Genomic DNA, 21,597 nt, shown 5'->3' with positions numbered 1-21,597 from the left:
AGATAACGTAGCGCCGATTGTCAGACGATTCCAAAGCCCGATAGGATGGCCCGTGCTGACTCCAGGCGCTCTAGATTGCAGGTTTCAACGTCCTGGAAGATAAGCCGACCTAACAATAATAAATGGGAGAAAGGTCTATGAGTGAGCCTGTCATGGGTTGGGTTGTTTGCCGCCCACGCGCCGCACGCAGGGTTGCGTTGCTGGCCACAGCGCTCTCGCTGCTTGCCGGTGCGGTGTTGTCTACGCCCGTGCTGGCCGCCAGCGATACCTCCGCCGCCGCGGTATTTGCGATTCAATCCCCCAAGGCCGCCAAAGGCTTGATGATCGATGTGGTTCACGCCGGCAAGCGCCTGGTGGCGGTCGGTGATCGTGGGCATATCCTGTATTCCGATGACCAGGGCAACACCTGGACCCAAGCCAAAGTCCCCACCCGGCAACTGCTCACGGCGGTGTTTTTCGTCGATGACAAACAGGGCTGGGCCGTCGGCCATGATGCGCAAATTCTTGCCAGTTCCGATGGCGGCGCCACGTGGACCCAGCAATATGAAGACCTCAAGCGCGAAGCGCCGTTGCTCGATGTGTGGTTCAACGATGCCAAGCACGGACTGGCCGTCGGCGCCTACGGTGCGTTGATTGAAACCACCGACGGCGGCACCACCTGGGCCGACGTCAGTGACCGCCTCGATAACGAAGACCAGTTTCACCTCAACGCCATCGCCCGGGTCAAGGACGCCGGCCTGTTTATCGTCGGCGAACAGGGCAGCATGTTCCGCTCCAGCGACGATGGCCAAACCTGGGAGAAACTCGAAGGCCCCTACGAGGGCTCGTTGTTTGGCGTGATCAGTACGGCGCAGCCGCAGACCCTGCTGGCTTATGGCTTGCGCGGCAATCTCTACCGCTCCACGGATTTCGGCAGCACCTGGGAACAGGTCGAACTCAATGCCACACGCGGTGCGCTTGAGTTCGGCCTGTCTGGCGCCACCTTGCTTGATGATGGCGCCATCGTCGTCGTCGGCAACGGTGGCAGCGTGGTGGTCAGCCATGACGACGGCCAGACGTTCAGCGTGTTCAATCGCCCGGACCGGATTTCACTCTCGGCAGTCACAGCCGCAGGCAATGGCAACTTGATTCTGGCGGGGCAGGGTGGTGTTCGTGTCGCCACGCCAGCCGGCGCCGAACTCGTAAAACAATAAGAAGGGCGGGGAACGCATGAGCAGTCATCACAACGATAAAGCGACCTTTCTTGAGCGCCTGATTTTTAACAATCGCCCGGCGGTGATCGTCATCTGCCTGTTGGTGAGTATTTTCCTGTTCTGGCAGGCGACGTTGATTCGCCCGTCTACCAGCTTTGAAAAGATGATCCCCCTCAAGCACCCCTTCATCGAAAAGATGATGGAGCACCGCAGTGACCTGGCCAACCTGGGCAACACCGTGCGCATTTCGGTGGAGGCCAAGGATGGGGATATCTTCACCAAGGACTATATGGAGACTCTGCGTCAGATCAATGACGAGGTGTTCTACATCTCCGGCGTCGATCGTTCGGGCCTCAAGTCGCTGTGGAGCCCCAGCGTGCGCTGGACCGAAGTGACCGAAGAAGGCTTTGCCGGCGGTGAAGTGATCCCGCAGAGCTACAACGGCTCGCCGCAAAGCCTCGACCAACTGCGCAACAACGTGCTCAAGTCCGGCCAGGTCGGGCGTTTGGTGGCTAACGATTTCAAGTCGAGCATTGTCGATATCCCGTTGCTGGAGTCCTACCCGGACCCGCAGGACCAGGGCAAGCTACTGGCCCTGGACTACCAGAAGTTTTCCCACGAGCTTGAGGACAAGATCCGCAACAAGTTCGAGGCGCAAAACCCTAATGTAAAAATCCACATTGTCGGCTTTGCCAAGAAAGTCGGAGACCTGATCGACGGCCTGATCATGGTGGTGCTGTTCTTTGGCGTGGCCTTTGGCATCACCCTGATCCTGTTGCTGTGGTTCACCAACTGCCTGCGCAGCACCATCGCGGTGTTGAGCACCACATTGGTGGCGGTGGTATGGCAGTTGGGCCTGATGCATGCCGCCGGTTTCGGGCTGGATCCCTACTCGATGCTGGTACCGTTCCTGATCTTCGCCATCGGTATTTCCCACGGCGTACAGAAGATCAATGGCATCGCCCTGCAATCCGGTGAGGCCGACAACGCCCTGACGGCTGCGCGCCGCACGTTCCGGCAACTGTTCCTGCCGGGGATGATCGCGATTCTCGCGGATGCGGTTGGCTTTATTACCCTGCTGATCATTGATATCGGCGTGATCCGTGAACTGGCCATCGGCGCATCGATCGGCGTGGCGGTGATCGTGTTCACCAACCTGATCCTGCTGCCGGTGGCGATTTCCTACGTTGGCATCAGCAAACGCGCCATCGCCAAAAGCAAGAAAGATGCGAACCGTGAACATGCGTTCTGGCGCCTGCTGTCCGGATTCGCCAGCCCGAAAGTCGCGCCGGTCTCGATTTTCCTGGCCTTGGTCGCCTTTGGCGGCGGCCTGTGGTACAGCCAGAACCTGAAGATCGGCGACCTCGACCAAGGCGCACCGGAACTGCGCCCGGACTCGCGCTACAACAAAGATAACAACTTCATCATCAGCAACTACTCCACCAGCTCCGACGTGCTGGTAGTGATGGTCAAGACCCGTGCCGAAGGCTGCTCGCGCTATGAAGCCATGGCGCCCATCGACCAGTTGATGTGGAAGATGCAGAACACCGAGGGGGTGCAGTCGGCGATCTCGTTGGTGACCGTATCCAAACAAATGATCAAAGGCATGAACGAGGGCAACCTGAAATGGGAAACCCTGTCGCGCAACCCCGATGTGCTGAACAACTCCATCGCCCGTGCCGATGGCCTGTACAACAACAACTGTTCCCTGGCGCCGGTGCTGGTGTTCCTCAACGATCACAAGGCCGAAACCCTCGACCGTGCGGTGCACGCTGTGCAGGAATTCGCCAAGGAAAACAACAAGGACGGCCTGGAGTTCATCCTCGCTGCTGGTAACGCAGGGATCGAAGCGGCCACCAACGAGGTGATCAAGGAGTCGGAACTGATCATCCTGATCCTGGTGTACTTGTGTGTGGCGACCATGTGCATGATCACCTTCCGGTCCTGGGCGGCGACTTTGTGCATTGTGCTGCCGCTGGTGCTGACCTCGGTGCTGACCTCGGTGCTGGGTAACGCGCTGATGGCGTTCATGGGTATTGGCGTCAAGGTCGCGACCTTGCCGGTGGTGGCCCTGGGCGTGGGGATTGGCGTGGACTACGGTATCTACATCTACAGCCGTCTGGAAAGTTTCCTGCGTGCAGGTTTGCCGCTGCAAGAGGCGTACTACCAGACATTGAAGTCCACCGGTAAAGCTGTGCTGTTCACCGGTCTGTGCCTGGCCATTGGTGTGTGTACCTGGATCTTTTCGGCCATCAAGTTCCAGGCCGACATGGGCTTGATGCTGACCTTCATGCTGCTGTGGAACATGTTTGGTGCGCTGTGGCTGTTGCCGGCACTGGCAAGGTTTCTGATCAAGCCCGAGAAGCTTGCGGGGCAGAAGGGCAATTCATTGTTTGCCCACTGAGCCCTGAAAAAAAACCGCACGTAGTGCGGTTTTTTTTCGTGTATCAGTCGATCGGACTCACAATTGTAGAAACAGTTTTTCATCCAAAGGCGGCGTAATTCTGGATTTGATGATTTGCTCCACGATACCGTTGCTTCCCGCCTCGGCGATCAAGTCCTTTTGGGTCTTGGTGCGCTGGGACGGAATTTTCAGGTGCGCCGCTGTGTGATCGGCCCTTGGAGTGCCCATTTTTGGATAGTGGAAGTGGGCATACCACAATACGTCGACCTTGCCTTTTTTACGTACGGCGTACTCAGTGAATACATCGCCACTTTTTGTAGGGATGTCTCGTCGGACCAGGTTGATGTCGACAAAACCATGGCGCCATAAATAGTCGACGTTTTCTGCGGTAGGCGTTTGTACCAGATAGCCATCGGCGGTGTGTCGGCGTGCCTTTTGAAGCATTTCATCGGCAGCTGCACGCCAGCGTGCAACCCATTCGGCGGTTTCCGGCTTGGCGCCCTGGCTGGCTTCTGCTTGTTGCGCGATCTTCTTGAGCTGGTCGGCCTGGGTTTCCAGCATATCGTTCCAATCACGGGGGCTGACGGTGTTTCGCCTGGAGGGATCTTCAAGCTTCTTTTTCTGGAAAAGAATCGTCTGTTCTATGGCTGGTAAGCCGTCAATCAACCGCTGAGCCTCGCTGCGGTAGCTTGCCAGGGATTTGGGCGGGAATGCGTGAGGCGGTTGTACGGGCTGCCCCCGCACTATCTTCACCCAGCCGCGCTCACCGGGATGTTCGCTGTAGCTAGCGATCGGTTGGCCGCTAGTGGGGTCGACCACATCAATGATGTTGACGGTTTGACCTGCCTGCGGTGCCCGTAGGGTGCCGATCAGCGTCTCCTGATGTTCGGTTTTGAACACGCGTTGATTCTGCGGTTTGGTCCGTCGGGCGCTGCGCTCGGGCGCTGCAGGAATAAGAACCTGCTGTTCTTTGACAACGTCGGTCAACTCGGCTTCCGTTTGCGCGATGAGCTCTTTGAGCACCTCGATGAAACGTTGCTGATACTCGGCACGAAAAAACTCTGGGTGTTCCTCTTGCATCAGGAGACTATCGTTCATTACCTGCTTGAACTTGGTAATCACGCTACTCAAGGTGGCACTTTGTTCGTTCAGTGTATAGCCACTGTAGTTACGTAATTCCGTGAAAGCGACAATTTCGGTTTTCAGGTTTTCATGCAACAGCCTGCTCATCTGTAAATGCTTAGAGCCCTCTGACAGCCCAGCCCATGTCGTGGTCAGTCGCTTGAGATAGGCCAGGCGGTTCAACTTATTTATTAGCATATGTTGGGCAAGTGGCCTGCCGGTCATGTGATTGAGGAATTCTTCTGCTTTGTTTTTGCCAAAGGGCGAATCGCTTTTCCAACGTTCCAATACGGAATTGAATACCTGCGTCGACTCCAGTAGTTGTTCATTTTCGAGATAAATCTTTTTTACCGCTTCAGTGAGTTCGCCGTAAGCCTCCAGGGAACCGGTCATCGCCGTCTGGTCCAGATCACCTATCGAGGCACCACTTACTCCGTGGATGCGCGTGTCACTCATCAGGCTCTCGTACAGGTTAATGACTTTAGATATGGCTTGCAGGGTGTACTGGTACTCCAGGGAGCGCGCTTTCTGGAATTCGGTGATGTCGTCAATGCCACCAATTTTCTTGGGAGCGATGGCGTCAACGGCACTTTTGCTGGTGTCCACGAGTGTTTGTGTCAACGTCTTCAGTGCCCGAAGTTGTTGATTCAGGTTGCCCATCAATACTGCGGTCTGCTGCAACTGTTGTCGATAAGGCTCATTGAATCGCTCGGGTTGTGTGACGGCCAGGCTGCGAAGCGTCTTGAGTTTCAATCGAGCTTTTTTGTACTGCTCGATGTCAACTTCGATTTTGGTCACTAGCGCTGTATGGCTTTCTGCAATTTTTCCAACTTTCGCATAGAGGCGCTGAAAAGCAGCATTTGCTTGCTGTTTCGCTTGAAACGCTTTATTGAAACTGGTCGTCGCCCTGTCAGCGTTCTCCATGCCGCCCTTGAGTTTGGGCGCCACATCAAAGCGCCACTTGCCTTGCGCATCGTTCTTTATTGAGGGGGCTACACGTGACTTGTTTTGTTCATCGATGATGAAGGTACCGTCCAAATCAGTCGCTGTGCGAAACCATTGGTTATCTATGTTGGCGTATACCTTGTCACCGACTTGATACAGACCTTTTTTGCTGCCTTCAGCGATGGGGGAACCAGGGTGCTGAGGCGCAGGAACTTTGAATGACTCTATGTGTGCGAGCAGGCTTGGGGTTAGTCCGCGTGGGCTGGATAGGCGGATATCGATGGCCGCACCGTCGCCACCGAAACTGGTGGTGACAGGGGGGAGCGGGTCCTGGCGGATGACAGCTTGGTGAACAACGGGCTCTTGAGTGTCACGGCGCCCAGGCCCGGGACGGTCGGGATTAGAGTCTGGCTCAAAGCGTTCAAACGTGTGCGCCGGTTTGCCGGGTTCCGCGCTGGAGGCGTGGCCCAGTGTCATGCCCAGGTTGATCAGCAGGTCGACCACTGCCGACGTCGGGTCCGGGTCGTTTGATGTGGAGAGCCGCTTGATGTCTTCTTCGCTGTTGGCCAATTGCAGTAACCAGCCCGCCATAGCCCCCGGCCCGCGCAATACCGGCAGCAACGTGTTGAACAGCAGCCAACCGAGTTCCTTGTGCGAGGCCCAGCGGCTTTCAGCGTCGGAGGTGGATTGGCCTTCCGCCAGGGTGACGAGGCTGTTGGCGTTGGATCGGAACCAATGCGTGAACAGACCACCGTTGAGCTGGTCCTGGCGTAGCGTGGTGGCCTCAGCATAGCCGTCGACGGCGAGGGTGGTGGGCTTGGGCGTGGTGGGTGGGTCGAACTCATTGAATACGGTGAAGCGTGCAATATTGGGGGTGCGAAAACCGCCATTGCCATACACCGCTCTGACCTTGTCATCCTTCAACCAGGCCAGCACGCTGTCTTGCAACGCACCCGGCTGGCGGATGGCTTCCAGCAGCGCGTCGCGGCTTGCAAACTCCAGCAACGCGGGCTTCAGTTGCGCACGATAGAGAATATGTGGGCCGCTGGTGCCGGCCACTGGTTCGATGATGAACATGTTGTCGACAACGTCTGGCGTTGCCCCTGGTTTGCGCACAAATGCCAGGGGGCGCACGGTAATCTCCTGTCCGTCCACCTGTTTGCTGCCCGCACCGGGCTGGGTGAGTGCTTCAATAAAGCGGTAACCCTGGGCGCTCATGCCGGCTTCGCCCTTGAGCTTGAACTCCAGCGCCTGCATGGCGAGCTGGATCGGTACCTGCTCGACAAAACGCGCTGCCCGGTCCCGGGATTGCTGGGTCTCGCTGAGCAGTTCGCGATTGAGCAGTTGTGGGTAGTGGCGACCGATATCCACGCTGCTGATCAGGTTCTTGAGCATCTGCGGCATTTGCGGGTCGCTGCTCGGTTGCCCACGCAGATGGACTTCCATCTCGCCCTTGGGCAAGCCGGCGAGATTGTTCAGAGCCATATCCACCAGGCTCATCTTCACCCGCTCGATGTAGCCGCTGCCCAGATTACCCACGGCGACCTTGAACACCACCTCCACATCCTTTGCCGTGTAGCCCTTACCGGACAATTGCTCGTCCAGTTGCTGCTGGGCGTAGGTGCGGATATCGGGAATGCCGTCGAGAAACGTCCGGCCGTTGTTACGTTGTACGCTGCTGGCCAGTGCCAACGAGTGACGCCGGTAAGTGTCACGATCTGCTTCGCTGGCGTTTTTGAGCCAGCCTGGCAAATTATCGCGCAGCCGCCCAAGCTCGGCCGCATTTGCAGCATAGGCTCCGGTGAACCAGGGGCTCGGGTCGCTTGCACGGAAGAAGGCCTGCTCCAGTTGATCAGGCGTGCCCGACGTTGGGAGCTCAATGGATGCGACGTTTTCCACCATGGCATTGAGGATGAGCGCCGCTTGTGTATCAAAAATGTTTGTATCGATTTCCTGGCGCTTCCAATTCAGGCTGTCGAAAACAAACACTTTCTCCAGGTTTCTCCCCCAGGCTTCGCCGAATGCTTGCAATGATTCATACGGTGTGACGACTCCAGCGGGGGTTGTATGCAGCACTTGCGTACGGCCGTCGACTTCTCGTGTGATCAACAGATCCGGGCTCAGTTGAGCTGAATTGCTGGCGCCATGGCTTACGGTGGTGTCGAGGATAAATACCTTGGCCGCTGCGTTGCCTTTTGCGGCTTGGCGGTGCACTTGATCCGGGTAGGTGGCGAGCTGATCGAGAGTCTCGCGTTGCGTGTCGGTGAGCCCGGGTTGTTTCAATGCGGCGGTTCGCAGGGTGTCCCTGAGTGTGTCGCTCAGCCATAGCCAACGGTTTGTCTCAAGGTTGGGGATGTCCTGGGTGTTATAGGCGTTGCCGTTGAAGTGGCGAACCAGCGCTTGTTCGAAACCGCTTTTGAGAGTGGTTCGCAGGCTGCGGATGATCAATTCGATGGCTTGCATATCGATGCCCGGCACCAGCGCTCCCGCCAAGGGCCCCGGTTTGAGCATATGGCCCGTGGCTTGATCAATCAGCGTGCAGGCCAGTGAGTGTTTATCGGTAAAGTCCAGCTCGCCGTCGCGGGTCAGGTGCTTGAGTGCTACGTCCAGCAAAGGGGTCAAGCAGTACTGGGGGGGATTGTTGGAAATGGGTTCGGCCAACGCTGTGTATCGAGGGTCAAACGCCAGGGTGGGATACAGGTTTTTGATGGCGTCGCTGAGCAGGTTCGACACCACTGAGCGCAACGTGGGCCGGCCAGCGAACTGGTGTGCAACCGTATTGGCTGTGATGTCGGCAGCGGGCTGCGGCGTTGAGACCGTAGCGGCCGGCGTTGGGCTTAGCGGCACAAAGTTCAAGCCGGATCTGAGCGATGACGACCGAGGCGATGTTTCGTAATGGACGCTGGTATCGCGCCGGGATCTGCGCAGTGATTGATCGTGGTTCGTTTGGAGCGGCACCTCGGAGTGGCTGCCAGGGGTTGTTTCGAGCACTTCACCCGACTTGTGGGTAACGGGGGGGAGCGGTACGGGGCTCAAGGTGTAGTCGGAAAGTCGTGAAGGGTGGTTTCCATGGATCATCGTGTAGCTTCCTTGTCGTTGAGATCTTGCTCGGCATAGCGATTTGATCCTGAACGCGTAAAGCGAACAGGCGAGCGAAAATTAACGACCGGTGCTTAACCGTCAAATGAACAATGAGTAATCAGCTGTTTCCGGTAACGCTGTATCAGCGGCAAAAGCTGATAATGCGCAGGCCGACGTAGGGAGGGAGTAATTATGGCGACATGTGAACGCCCACGCGGGTTGAAGGCAGCATTTAGGCCGATGCAACAATTTGGCTTATCATGAGGTCTTTCCTCTGAACGACTGATGTGATGACTGCCGAATCTGCCACCCTGCCGGACACCATTGAAACCAGCGACATGCTTGAAATCGATGGCTTGCACGCCTTTGACTTCAAACTCGATAACGAGAAGTTGCTGATCACCGCCATGGACGGCCGTGCAGAAAAACGCTGGGCATTCAGCCTGGCCCAGGTGCAGGCGGCCACGTTCGACGACACCCTGCAAAGCTGGACCCTTACCGGTGAATCGGGCGAGCACTGCTTGATCTGCATGAGCGCCTTCACCGGCAACAATAACGATGAGGATGTAGCCGATGATGATGCGTAAATTCTGGCCCTTGCTGATGGCGGGCAGTGTCGGTGCCATGTCGGTGCAGGCTGCACCGGCTGACACCTATGAGCTGCTGGTGGGCAGCTATACCGCCGGCACCAGCGAAGGTATCTACCGCCTGCAATTCGACAGCCGCACCGGGCAGTTCAGCGGCAAGCCGGTGCTGGCTGCCAAGACGGCCAACCCGTCGTGGTTGACGGTTTCCAAGGACCAGAAGTACCTGTTTGTGGTCAACGAGAACGGTCCAGGCCAGAAAGACCCGGTGGGTCGTGTCAGCAGTTACAGCATCGACCCGCAAAATCATCAGCTCACCCTGATCAACCAGGTGCAGAGCCTGGGCAACGAGCCGACCCATTCCAGCGTCGCCGCCGATGGGCGTCACCTGTTCGTTGCCAACTATTCGGTACTCGAAGACCCGGGCGGCAGCCTCGCGGTGCTGCCGGTAGGCGCCGAGGGCAAGCTGTCGGCCCCGGTGCAGTTGAGCGGGCATCCGGCCAGCCGGGTAAATCCTGAGCGCCAGGCGTCCAATCACGTGCATTCCGTGGTGTCGTCACCGGATGGCAAGTACGTATATGTGCAGGACCTGGGCGCGGACAAAGTGTTTGTCTACCAGTACGATCCCAAGGCCAATCACGAATTGCCGCTGACGCCGGCCAACCCGGCCTCGGTGCAACTGCCACCCGGCAGCGGCCCACGTCATTTGCTGTTCAGCGCCGACGGCAAACACGCCTGGCTGACCACCGAAATGAGCGCTCAGGTCGCGGTGTTCGATTACAGCGACGGCAAGCTGACGCAAACCCAGCTGCTGGACTATGCCGCTGGCCAACCGGTGTCCGACAAAGCCGGCGCGGCGCTGCATGCGTCAAGCGATGGCAAGTTCCTCTACGTGAGCAACCGCGGTACGGCCAATCAGTTGCTGGTGTTCAGCATCGACCCGGCCACCGCGCACCTCAAGGAGATCCAGCGTCGCTCTGTCGAAGGTGATCACCCTCGTGAGTTCAGCCTCGACCCGAGCGGCAAGTTCCTGCTGATCGCCAACCAGAAAAGCAATGAAATCGTGGTGGTTGAACGCGACCCCAAGACCGGTCTGTTGGGTAAAACCGTGCAGCAATTGCCGATCGATGCCCCCAGCGACCTCAAGTTCCTGGTGCGTCAATAAGCCACAGGCCCCGCAGTGCGGGGCCTGAGCCTTTGTATTAATTCGGTTGATAGCGGCTACTGTTTCAAAGCATTTCTAAGGTTCAATCCTCGGGCGTAAGTTTGGTTCCAAGGCCTCCACCGGCCACTCAACCAAACGAACACAAGGGTTACCGCCATGAACTTGAATCTCTTCTCCATCATCGCCGCTTCCGCTGTTTCCGCCACCGTGGCATTGCCTGCCAGCGCCAGCGTGGAAGTCACTGACAAGAAATCCAGTGTCACGGCCTACACCCAGAAATACCTGCAACAGAGTGCCAATTTCTATGCAGCGCTGGATCACAAGACTCAGCACTGAGCTTCAGACAATAGAGGCCTGATGTGGGAGGGGCTTGCTCCCTCCCACATTGTATTGAGTCTGGACTTAAGATTTTGCCATCACCGCAATAAACAGCGGTGACTCCAGAAATTTCTGAAGCCACGCCTGCAACCGGTAGTACGGCGTCCCCGCAAACCACTCGCGATCCACATGGGCAAACTGCCTTACAAAGGGCACCAGCGCCGCATCTGCCAGGCTCAGGTGATCGGCAAGCAAATACTCCCGCTCTGTCAGCAAACCCTCCAGCTTGCGCAAAAATACCTCGCCCTCGGCCCGATAATGTTCCATCGGTTGCTCCGGGTAGCGTTCGGCGTACTTGTATCGATTCAAGTGATGTTTGAACACCTGATCGTTCTCGCTGATCAGCGCCAATACCGCAGGCTCACCCTGCAATAACCAATCCTCGGGATCGTGCTGTGCCAGCGCCCACTGCATGATCTCCAGGCTTTCTTCGATCACTCGGCCTTCGACGCTCAACACCGGCACCGTGCCCTTGGGCGACAGCGCCAGCATCTCGGTCGGTTTGGCTTTCAGGCTCACTTCGATAATGTCCACCGGCACGCCTGAATAGCGCAGCGCCAATCGCGCCCGCATTGCATAAGGGCAGCGCCGGAACGAATACAGCAGCGCCTGGCTCACTTGACCTCCAGGGTGCTCAGGCCATTGCCCTGGCGCTTGACCTGGATTTGCACCGGGATACGCTCGTGCATTTCCTGAACGTGAGAGATCACCGCCACCTTGCGGCCCTGAGCCTGCAAACCATCCAAAGCGTCCATGGCCAATTGCAGGGACTCGGGGTCGAGGCTGCCGAAACCTTCATCGATAAACAGCGACTCGATCTTCAAGGTGCTTGAGGCCATGGACGCCAGGCCCAAGGCCAGCGCCAATGACACCAGGAAGGTTTCGCCACCGGACAGTGAGTGTACCGAGCGCAATTCGTCACCCATCTCCGTGTCCATCACCAACAGCCCGAGCATACTGCCGCCGCGTTTAAGCCGGTAGCGGCGCACCAGTTGGCGCAACTGCACGTTGGCATGGTGCACCAGCAAATCGAGGTTGTAGGCCTGGGCGATCTTGCGGAAGGTGTCGCCGGTGGCCGAACCGATCAACGCATTCAGGCGCGCCCAGCGCTGCCATTCTTCATAGGCCTTGGTGATCTGTTCGGCCAGGGCCTGGTTGGCGTCCTGGCGGCGTTGATCTTCGGCTTGGCGGGCGCGCAGTTCGGCGCAATGCTTCTCGCCTTCGGCCAGCCGCTGATTGAGCGCCGCCAGGGTGTGGTCCAGTTGATCGGCGTCGAGATTGCCGTTGTGCAAGGCCTGGTGTTCGGCCAAGCGCTGTTCGCGCTCTTGCAGCAGCACCTTGGCTTGCTCGACAGTTTTTTCGCTGCTGTTCAGGTCCTGGCGTAGCTGCGCGATCTGAGCCTCATCGAAGGCTAATAAACGTGACAGGCCCTGGTTATCCAGATCGGGGTGCAGCGTGCGCCATTCATTGATGCGTGTTTCAAGCGCTTGTTGTTCCGCTTGCAGCGCGTGCTGGCGGTCCTGCTGGGCCTTAATGTCCGCAGCCAGTTGGACCAGGGCCGTGTGCACGGTGTGCAGCTCGTGGTTGGCGTCGGTCTCGCTTTGGCGTGACTGCGCGACGGCCTGCTCCAGTTGCTGCTGCCAGTGTTCGGCGCTGGCGTGGTCGCCCAGCAAGGCGCTGAGTTTTTCTTGAACAGCTTGTTGCTGTGAGGCCACTTCGGTGACTTGCAGCGTGAGCGCGTCGAGTTGCTGCTGGCGATGTTGCTGGTGGGTCTGCTGTTTCTCGATGGCCTGCTGGCGCTCCTGCTGCTCGGCCAGTTCATCGCGCTGATGGCCCAACTGCTCAAGACGTTGACTGACCTGCTGGTCGAGCTGCATGAAGGTCGCCGCAGGCGCACTGCGCAAACCCTCCAGGGTTTGGGTGGGCAACAGGGTGGCGAAGGTGGCGAGTTCTGCGTCGAGGCGTTCGCGGTCCTTGGCCAATTCCCGTTGCTGGTCCACCAGCAACTGCCGGGTTTGCTGGCTGGCCTCCTGAGCGGCTTGCAACTGCTGCTGAAGGCGCCCGGCGTTTTGTTGCAGGTTGAGCAGGGCGTCCTGGCGTTGTTCGTCCTGAGTGAGGCTCTGGGTCAGTTGGGCCAGTTGCTGAGCCAGCCAGCCGCTGCGTTTGGCCGCGTCCTGATTGAACAACGAGGCGTACAGCGGATGGGCCTCCAGGCTCTGTGCCAGGCCTTGCTGTTGTATCGCCAGCTGTTCCTGTTGGCGCAGGAACTCCTTCTGTTCGGCGATCAGTCCACCGACTTCACCGCGCAGTTCATTGAGTTTTTCCTTGAGGTCGTCGACCGCCTTTTGCGCCGTGGCTTCTTCGTTCTCGTCATGGCGACCCAGGCTCTGCAACAGGGCTTCGGGCTGGTGATACGGATGCTCGTGGCTGCCGCACACCGGGCAGGGCTGGTCATCCTGCAATTGCGCGCGCAACTCTTCGACGCTGGCGCTGCGGGCCAGGCGCTGACGTTCCAGCAGTTGCTTGGTCACCGTCAGGGTTTGCTCAGCCACGCTGAGTTCGGCCTTGGTTTGCAAACCGCTCTGGTTCAGTCGCTCGCGGCGTTGCGCGGCATCGGCGAGTTGTTGTGTCAGCGCGCCTGTCTGTTGATCCAGTTGCTGCTGGCTGTCCCACAAGCGGGCCAGGTCTTCGAAAGCACGCTGTTGCTTGCGATTATCCTGCAGCAGGCTGGCCAGCAACTGAATTTGCTCGGCCACCGCGTGGGGTTCGGCACCGGCTTCCTGATAGAGCAGGTCGAGGGCTTCGCGCTGTTGGGTGAACTGATCGGCGGCGGCGCTGGCACGCTGTTCGAGTTGCGGCAGTTCGGCCTCGCCCTTGTTGAGGCGATTGCCGATCACCATCAGCTGTTGCAGACGGTCGCGGTAGGCGTTCCAGGCCTCGCTCAGCGGGGCAAGGGCGGCGCTGTGCTCAAGCTCGGCAGCCAGGCGGTGCAGGCGCTCGGCGACTTGGGTTTGCGTGTCTTGCAAACCCTTGAGCAGGGCGTGGCCTTCGTTGCAGGCGCTTTGCTGTTGTTGTTTTTCTTCGCTGCGCTTGGCCAGTTCCCGGGTCAAGTGGGCGAGGGTGTTCTGTTCTTCAACGGCCTGGCGCAGCAGGGGAGCCGCCTCGGCCTGGTTTTTCAGGGCGTCGGCCAGCGCCGCTTGGGCGGCCACTTGCTGTTGTTGCGCCTGGTCCTGGCGGGTATGCAGGGCGACTTGCTGCTCCAGCTGTTGCTGAATCTGTGCCGCGAGTGGCGTCAGCAGGGTGCCGAGTTCAGCCTGGCGCAGGAAGTGATGACGTTGCGGTGCCAATTGCTCCAGGCGATTGAGGTCCTGGCGTTGCGGGCCTTGGTTGTCCCACTGCTGCTGGGCCTGCTGCAGTTGTTCGACGGCGCTGAGCTGGCGCTCTTGCCACTCACGCAACTCTTTGAGCCAGGTGTGCTGCAACTCCAACTGCTTGAGCTGGGCCTGCTGAGTCTTGAGTTGTTGCTGGGCCTCGGCCAACTGTTGATCGAGTTCGGCGCGAGCTTCAGGTGCCAGGGGTACTACGCCGGTGGCCTGGTCTTGTAGCTGTTTGTGAGCATCCCTGGCCTCCTTGGCCTTGTCGAACGCACGTCGACCCAGTTGGGTGTACAGTGCGGTGTCGGTGAGCTTTTCCAGCAGTTCGCTGCGCTCATTGTCATTGGCCTTGAGGAAGGCGCTGAACTCGCTTTGCGCCAGCAACACCGCACGGGTGAACTGCTCGAAGTTCAGGCCCAGGGCCAGCTCAAGCTGAGTCTTGTATTCGGTTTTCTGGCTGGCCAGCAGTTGCTCGCTGTCCAGGTCGATCAAGCTTTGCCGGCTGTTCTGCAACTTGCCGCTGGCCTTGTCGCGGGCGCGGTTGGCTTCCCAGCGCGCACGGTAGCGACGGCCACTGACGCCGACGAAATCCACTTCGGCATAACCGCCGCCGGTGCCGCGCCGAATCAGCGTGCGCGGATCGCCGATGGAGATATCGGTGTCGGCGTCCGGCATCTTGGCCTGGCCGGTATCGCCCAGGCGCGGCACCGCGCCGAACAACGCCAGGCACAATGCGTCAAGCAGCGTGCTTTTACCCGCGCCGGTCGGCCCGGTGATAGCGAACAGGCCCGCACTGGCCAGGGGTTCGGCGGTGAAGTCGATCTCGAACGGGCCGGCCAGGGAGGCGAGGTTTTTCAGGCGGATAGCGAGGATCTTCATGGCTGTTCGCCCTCCTGTTGCACTTCCTGGAGCAGCACGGCGAAATCCTTCAGGGTTTGTTCATCCACTTCGCTGCCATAGCTGTCCTGCCAGGCACGGCTGAACAATTCCTGGGGCGTGAGCTGGTCGAGTTCGATCAAGCGCTCATCGTCGCTTTCGCTGTTGCCGCGCTGGCCGGCGTATTCGGCGGCGATGCGCACCAGGCGTACGGCCTTGCCTTGCAGGGCGGTTTCGATCTGCTGGCGCAGGTCTGGCTGTGGTTCGTCGAGGCGTACCCGCACTTCCAGCCAAGGGTGACGTTGGGTTTCGGCCAGCAGGTCGATGTCCGGCAGGTCGCGCAGCTGCTTGAGGATGTCCGCCAGCGGTGCGGCTTCCAGACGTTGCAGGTTGACTGAACGGGGGATCAGCAGCGGTTCGACGCCCACCAGCCGTTCACCCTGGAACGTCACGTCGAGCACCTGATGCTTGTAGCCAATCTCGGAAAACGACAGCGGAATCGGCGAGCCGCTGTAGCGAATGCGCTCTTCGCCATTGACCTGTTGCGGCTTGTGCAAGTGGCCGAGGGCAACATAGCCGACGGTTTTGTCGAACAGGCTGGCCGGCAGTGCCTCGGCATTGCCGATGATCAGGCTGCGCTCGGAGTCTTCCGATACCGACCCCCCGGCCATGTGCGCATGACTGATGGCTATCAGTGCCTGGCCTTTTTTGCGTTTGGCATTGGCGGCGGCGATCAGCCATTCATGCACCTGGCCGATACCCCGCAAGTAGTCGTCTCCCAGATGCGCACCGGTAACTTCCGCCGGGCGCAGGAATGGCAGCGCCAGGCACCAGGCGGCAATCTTGCCTTTGGCATCCGGCAAGGGGATCAGCAGGCGTTCGGCGTCCAACTGGCCATCGTCGAGCCACAACACCCGGCCCAGGGCATGAGTGCGCAGGCGGCGCATCAACGGCGCGGGCAGCTCGATACGCGAGCCGGAGTCATGGTTGCCGGCGATCATCACAATCGTCAGCGTCGGGTTTTGCTCATGGGCGCTGATGATGAAGTCATACAGGCGTTCCTGGGCCTTGAGCGGCGGGTTGACCGTGTCGAAGATATCGCCAGCGATCAACAGCGCATCCGGGCGCTGGGCCTTCAGTTGGCCCAGCAGCCACTCAAGGAAACAGGCATGTTCGAAGTCGCGTTCCTGGCCGTGGAGGTTTTGGCCCAGGTGCCAGTCGGAGGTGTGAAACAGACGCAAGGCGAACTCCGTGGAGAAGATGAAAAGGAGGGGAGTTTACCTGTAAACACGCACACAGTGCCTGCAAGTGGCCCAGACCCGATATAGCAGAGGACTTGCCCCGATGACGGTGAATCAGATATGGATTAATTGGCTGATCCACCGTTATCGGGATGTAGAACTGTAGACATCGTTTACAACTGAAACCGGGGACATCGTTTACACATTTGAGGCCTGGACGCGGGTCATACCGCGTCCAAACCTCCCCAAGGGATAATCACATAGGTACAGATCCCAAACATCATCTTCAGCTTCTTTAAGCCCTATCCGCTCCCCAGACAATGCCTCGCTGATAAATACCAACTTGCCGTTCCACTTGATCGACCCGTCCTGTCTGACGCTTCGAACCTTCATTTCGGACGGATACTCCACATCCGGCAGGCATCCTGGGTAAATCCGGGTAGACGGCACATATACGTCCCCTGGACGCTTCATGCCGAGTGCTTCATGAGGGCGCACGTAATTGAACTCATGCCTGAAATGCTCCAGCAAAAGCTGCTGCTCGATTAAGTTTTCGCCTAAGGGCAACTCCAGTTTCAAGCTACGGTGCATCCGCTCATGGCGACCATTTTGGGCCGGTCTTCCTGGCATGGTGCGCTCCGGATAGATACCCAGACGTATCCACCAAACTGCCAGTGTCGATATTCTTGCCAAGCCAGGAGAGGCAAACGGAACACCGTTGTCCGACCGAATAACTTCGGGCATGCCGTATTCCTGAAACAGTCTCTCAAAGGCTTGTTTAACAGGCTCGGTCTTGATCTTTGAATGGGCCCTGCACGCCAAAATCAGCCGGGAAGCGTGGTCTGTGATGGTCAAAGGGAAGCACATCTGCGCGTTATGCATCTTGAATTGCCCTTTGTAGTCGGCGCACCACGTCTGGTTAGGTTCGTTGGCCTCGCGCATTGCTACAGGGGAAGTACCGTGTCTGCGCTTGAAGCGTCGCTTTTGGACGAGTCCAAGTCGATCAAGCCATTGGCCTGCTGTACTTGGGGAAGGCCAGGCGATGGAAGGATCTTCAAGTCGCAATAGCTCGAGAAGCTTCTTCGGCCCCCATTTATCGTGCGCCTCCTTCATCGCCACCACACGGGCCAGGATCTCATCGTCGGTTTTATTGGGGCTGTTGTGAGGGCGTCGGGACAGTTCGGCTAAGGACTTTAAATCGCCATTGTGCCGGCCGATCCATTTGTCGACGGTAGGCCGGCTTACGTTAAAGCGGCGCGCCAGCTGGCTTTTGGTGTAGTTACCAGAAAGCCAGTCAGCGACCAGTCTGATTCGTTGATTCATCGGAGACTCTTGGTTCCAGGGCATGATCAGTTACCTCCTGATCATGCGTATTAACCTGTAAACCATGTCTCCGGTTAGAAATGTAAACGATGTCCCCGGGTTGTACCCGGGCAAGCCCACTCCCACAAGGGAATGCATTTCAAGTGTGGGAGCTGGCTTGCCTGCGATGAGGCCCGGCTAGGCAACACGAATCCCCAGCCAAAAAAATGCCCCGCATCGAAAGATGCGGGGCATTTTTGTATGCGCGGCGAAAATTACTTCGCTTTCACACCTTCAAACGTGATGTACAGCTGAACGTTGTCAGACTGTGGACCTACATCCATACCGTCTTTGTTGAATTCCTTGCGGCTGATGTTGGTGGTGCCTTCAAAGCCGGCACGGTAGCCGCCCCATGGATCCTTGCCTTCGCCCAGGAACGTGGCTTTGACCAGGATCGGCTTGGTCACACCGTGGAAGGTCAGGTCGCCGGTCACATCAGCAGTCAGCTTGCCATCAGCATTTTTGCCAGTTGGCTTGACGCTGGTGGAGACGAACTTGGCATCAGGGAATTTGCCCGACTCCAGGAAGTCCTTGCTGTTGACGTGCTTGTCGCGCTCGGCGTGGTTGGAGAACACGCTGGCAGTACGCACGTTAACTTCAATCTTGGCGTCTTCCGGCTTGGCGGCATCAAAGCTGAACTTGCCGTCCAGGTCCTTGAAGGTACCGGTAATGTAGCTGTAGCCCAGGTGGCTGATCTTGAAATCGACGAAGGCGTGCTGGCCTTCCTTGTCGATCACGTAGTCAGCGGCCATCGCCGAACCTGCGGACAGCAGAGCAGAACCGATTGCCAGCGCAGCGAGTGTTTTTTTCAACATGCTTTCTATTCCTTGTGAGTCGAGGTTGAACATCAGGCTTTGCGCCCCAGCATTCGTGTCAGGGTCGCATCACGATCGATAAAGTGGTGTTTCAATGCAGCCACGCCATGCAAACCGGCGAAGACCACCAACACCCAGGCCAGGTACAGATGCACCCAACCGGCTGTGTCTGCCTGGTCCGGTAGACCGGAAACCACGGCAGGAATTTCAAACAGGCCAAACACCGGAATACCGACACCGTCGGCGGTGGAAATCAGGTAACCGGCAATCATCACGGCAAACAGCCCCAGATACAGGAACGCATGGCCAAATGCAGCACCGATCCGCGTCATACGGCTATAGCTGGCCAGCGGCGGTGGCGGCGGGCTGACCAGACGCCAGACGATACGCACCAGCATGATGGCAAACAGCGTGATGCCAATGCTCTTGTGCAAGTCGGGCGCATCTTTGCGCCAGGCGCTGTAGTAGTCGAGGCCGACCATCCACAGGCCCAATGCGAATAAACCAAACACCACCAAGGCGACGCCCCAGTGTAGAACCATGCTGACCCAGCCGTACCGGGCGGGAGAATTGCGTAGCTGCATGTACTTAATCCCGTAAGAACTGTGCCCAAGACTAGCGTTTTACCTATCGAATTAAAGCGGAAAATTTCGCTTTGAAATATCGAGAAATACGATGAAGAGGCTAGGTATCATAAATTAACAAGGGATTAAGACTATTCCCAAGAAACGCGACAGACCGTCCTGCATTTACCGCCAATTGCCCCACAATGGCTTGTGACACGCGCCACCATTGCATAGGCTTGCGCGATTGTTTCGCCTGTGCGCGCCGCAGGATCGCTTCGAGGAGATCACCGATGGGCTTGAACAACCAGTGGATGCAACGCGACCTCGCGGTGCTGTGGCATCCCTGCACCCAGATGAAAGACCACCAGCAACTTCCGCTGGTCCCGATCAAGCGCGGTGAAGGCGTATGGCTGGAAGACTTCGAAGGCAAACGCTACCTCGACGCCGTCAGCTCCTGGTGGGTCAACGTGTTCGGCCACGCCAACCCGCGCATCAACCAGCGCATCAAGGACCAGGTCGATCAGTTGGAGCATGTGATCCTCGCCGGTTTCAGCCACCAGCCAGTGATCGAGTTGTCCGAGCGCCTCGTGCAGATGACGCCTGAAGGCCTGACGCGCTGCTTCTACGCCGATAACGGTTCATCCTGTATCGAAGTCGCATTGAAGATGAGCTTTCACTACTGGCTCAACCGCGGCCTGCCGAACAAGAAGCGCTTCGTCACCCTGACCAACAGCTACCACGGCGAAACCATCGCCGCGATGTCGGTAGGCGACGTGCCGTTGTTTACCGAGACCTACAAGGCGCTGCTGCTCGACACCATCAAAGTGCCGAGCCCCGATTGCTACCTGCGCCCCGACGGCATGAGCTGGGAAGAACACTCGCGCAACATGTTCCTGGCCATGGAACAGACCCTGGCTGACCACCACGATACCGTTGCCGCAGTGATTGTCGAGCCACTGATCCAGGGCGCCGGCGGCATGAGGATGTACCACCCGGTGTACCTCAAGCTGCTGCGCGAAGCCTGCGACCGCTACGGCGTGCACTTGATCCACGACGAAATCGCCGTCGGCTTCGGCCGCACCGGCAGCATGTTCGCCTGTGAACAAGCCGGCATCCGCCCGGACTTCCTGTGCCTGTCCAAGGCCCTCACCGGCGGCTACTTGCCGCTGGCCGCCGTGGTCACCACCGAAGATGTCTACAGTGCCTTCTACGACGACTACCCTACCCTGCGCGCCTTCCTGCACTCCCACAGCTACACCGGCAACCCGCTGGCGTGCGCGGCAGCCTTGGCGACGCTGGATATCTTTGAAGAAGACAACGTCATCGAAAACAACAAGGCCCTGGCCCAGCGCATGGCGACCGCCACCGCGCACCTGGTGGACCATCCTCACGTTTCGGAAGTGCGCCAGACGGGCATGGTGCTGGCGATCGAGATGGTGCAGGACAAAGCCACCAAGGCCGCCTACCCGTGGCAGGAACGCCGTGGCTTGAAGGTATTCGAACACGCACTGGAGCGTGGCGCGCTGTTGCGGCCACTGGGCAGCGTGGTGTATTTCCTGCCGCCCTATGTGATTACACCGGAGCAGATCGACTTCCTGGCCGAAGTGGCCAGCGAGGGGATTGATATCGCCACTAACAGCAACGTCAGTGTGGCGGTACCCAAAGATTTCCATCCTGGCTTTCGTGACCCGGGTTGATACCAACCCCTGTAAGAACCGACTTGCCACAGCAAGCTCGCTCCTGCATACACCTCTTCAGAGAACAGAAATGAGACTGTCCCGCTTTTTCACCGACACCCCGCTGAGCCTCGGCGATCACGAACTTCCTGAAGCCCAGGCGCATTACATCAGCCGTGTGTTGCGCATGGGTGAAGGCGATGCCGTGCAGCTGTTCGACGGTTCTGGCCAGGAGTTTAGTGGCACGCTGCTGGAAGTCGGTAAAAAACGCGTCACCGTGCAACTGACGCAAAGCTTTGCCGGCCAAGATGAATCGCCGCTGCATATCCACCTCGGCCAGGGCCTGTCCCGGGGTGAGCGCATGGATTGGGCGATCCAGAAAGCCACTGAACTGGGCGTCAATGCGATCACACCGATCTTCAGCGAGCGCTGCGAAGTGCGCCTCAAGGACGAACGCGCCGACAAACGCCTGCTGCACTGGCGTCAGGTTGCCATCAGCGCGTGCGAGCAGTGTGGGCGTTCAACGGTGCCGGTGATTCACGCACCGGTGTTGCTGGCCGACTGGCTGAAGCAAACTGAAGCCGACCTGAAACTGGTACTGCACCCAGTCGCCGAGCCGATGATCAGTCACGCGAAGCCTTCGAGCCTGGCGTTTCTGATCGGGCCGGAAGGTGGCTTGACCGACGGCGAAGTCGACACCGCCCAAGGCGCTGGCTTCCATGCTGCGCGGTTGGGGCCACGGGTATTACGTACCGAAACCGCGCCCGTGGTGGCGCTGTCGGTCGCCCAGCAACTCTGGGGTGATTTCTAAACGG

The 21,597-nt window shown here is 58.5% G+C and carries 14 protein-coding genes; 7 read left to right on the top strand and 7 right to left on the bottom strand.

Annotation, left to right across the window (positions count from 1 at the left end; translation table 11 throughout):
- Nucleotides 1–152 precede the first annotated feature (152 nt).
- Both E4P01_RS06300 and E4P01_RS06295 read left to right on the top strand, forming a co-directional pair.
- Nucleotides 153–1,193 (top strand): YCF48-related protein, encoded by a 1,041-nt coding sequence (locus E4P01_RS06300; protein ID WP_216092161.1) that lies wholly within the window; start codon nt 153–155, stop codon nt 1,191–1,193.
- Nucleotides 1,194–1,209: 16 nt separating this feature from the next.
- Nucleotides 1,210–3,597 carry an RND family transporter gene (locus E4P01_RS06295; RefSeq protein WP_248129948.1) on the top strand — a complete coding sequence of 796 codons (2,388 nt, stop codon included), beginning with the start codon at nt 1,210–1,212 and terminating at the stop codon, nt 3,595–3,597.
- A 57-nt stretch (nt 3,598–3,654) separates the two neighbouring features.
- On the opposite strand, the gene E4P01_RS06290 is transcribed toward E4P01_RS06295, so the two are convergent.
- Nucleotides 3,655–8,742, bottom strand: a complete 5,088-nt coding sequence (locus E4P01_RS06290) for a DUF6543 domain-containing protein (protein WP_248129946.1) — start codon at nt 8,740–8,742, stop codon at nt 3,655–3,657.
- Nucleotides 8,743–9,035: 293 nt separating this feature from the next.
- Here E4P01_RS06290 and E4P01_RS06285 point away from each other — a divergent pair, with 293 nt between their 5' ends.
- The 3 genes from E4P01_RS06285 to E4P01_RS06275 all read left to right on the top strand — a co-directional run bounded on the left by E4P01_RS06285 (nt 9,036) and on the right by E4P01_RS06275 (nt 10,830).
- Complete coding sequence (locus E4P01_RS06285; protein ID WP_216091267.1) at nt 9,036–9,332, top strand: DUF5629 family protein; 297 nt, start codon at nt 9,036–9,038, stop codon at nt 9,330–9,332.
- Complete coding sequence (locus E4P01_RS06280; protein WP_032803498.1) at nt 9,319–10,494, top strand: lactonase family protein; 1,176 nt, start codon at nt 9,319–9,321, stop codon at nt 10,492–10,494. The genes E4P01_RS06285 and E4P01_RS06280 overlap by 14 nt, the downstream gene beginning before the upstream one ends.
- Nucleotides 10,495–10,650: 156 nt before the next feature.
- Entirely contained in the window at nt 10,651–10,830 is a 180-nt protein-coding gene (locus tag E4P01_RS06275; protein WP_005787847.1) for a hypothetical protein, read from the top strand.
- Nucleotides 10,831–10,896: 66 nt separating this feature from the next.
- Here the strand turns inward: E4P01_RS06275 and E4P01_RS06270 are convergent, their stop codons facing one another.
- The 6 genes from E4P01_RS06270 to E4P01_RS06245 all read right to left on the bottom strand — a co-directional run bounded on the left by E4P01_RS06270 (nt 10,897) and on the right by E4P01_RS06245 (nt 19,124).
- The gene (locus tag E4P01_RS06270) at nt 10,897–11,490 is read right to left on the bottom strand and encodes a glutathione S-transferase (RefSeq protein WP_078821212.1); all 594 of its coding nucleotides are present in this window, start codon (nt 11,488–11,490) and stop codon (nt 10,897–10,899) included.
- Nucleotides 11,487–15,125, bottom strand: a complete 3,639-nt coding sequence (locus E4P01_RS06265; RefSeq protein WP_216091268.1) for an AAA family ATPase — start codon at nt 15,123–15,125, stop codon at nt 11,487–11,489. Before E4P01_RS06265 ends, E4P01_RS06270 begins: the two co-directional genes overlap by 4 nt.
- Nucleotides 15,122–16,363 (bottom strand): exonuclease SbcCD subunit D C-terminal domain-containing protein, encoded by a 1,242-nt coding sequence (locus E4P01_RS06260; RefSeq protein WP_078821214.1) that lies wholly within the window; start codon nt 16,361–16,363, stop codon nt 15,122–15,124. Before E4P01_RS06260 ends, E4P01_RS06265 begins: the two co-directional genes overlap by 4 nt.
- Nucleotides 16,364–16,561: 198 nt before the next feature.
- Nucleotides 16,562–17,686 (bottom strand): integrase core domain-containing protein, encoded by a 1,125-nt coding sequence (locus E4P01_RS06255; protein ID WP_248129944.1) that lies wholly within the window; start codon nt 17,684–17,686, stop codon nt 16,562–16,564.
- A gap of 254 nt (nt 17,687–17,940) precedes the next feature.
- Entirely contained in the window at nt 17,941–18,540 is a 600-nt protein-coding gene (locus E4P01_RS06250; protein ID WP_014720298.1) for a YceI family protein, read from the bottom strand.
- 32 nt (nt 18,541–18,572) lie between these two features.
- Nucleotides 18,573–19,124 carry a cytochrome b gene (locus E4P01_RS06245; RefSeq protein ID WP_032878972.1) on the bottom strand — a complete coding sequence of 184 codons (552 nt, stop codon included), beginning with the start codon at nt 19,122–19,124 and terminating at the stop codon, nt 18,573–18,575.
- 272 nt (nt 19,125–19,396) lie between these two features.
- Here E4P01_RS06245 and E4P01_RS06240 point away from each other — a divergent pair, with 272 nt between their 5' ends.
- The gene (locus E4P01_RS06240; protein ID WP_216090424.1) at nt 19,397–20,803 is read left to right on the top strand and encodes an adenosylmethionine--8-amino-7-oxononanoate transaminase; all 1,407 of its coding nucleotides are present in this window, start codon (nt 19,397–19,399) and stop codon (nt 20,801–20,803) included.
- Nucleotides 20,804–20,873: 70 nt separating this feature from the next.
- On the top strand, nt 20,874–21,593 hold the full coding sequence (locus E4P01_RS06235; RefSeq protein ID WP_032878968.1) for a 16S rRNA (uracil(1498)-N(3))-methyltransferase: 720 nt from the start codon (nt 20,874–20,876) through the stop codon (nt 21,591–21,593).
- Nucleotides 21,594–21,597 lie beyond the last annotated feature (4 nt).

The sequence above is a fragment of the Pseudomonas sp. NCIMB 10586 genome, from assembly GCF_023127895.1.
GTDB lineage: Bacteria > Pseudomonadota > Gammaproteobacteria > Pseudomonadales > Pseudomonadaceae > Aquipseudomonas > Aquipseudomonas synxantha_A.
This window is presented reverse-complemented; position numbering and strand designations above follow the sequence as displayed.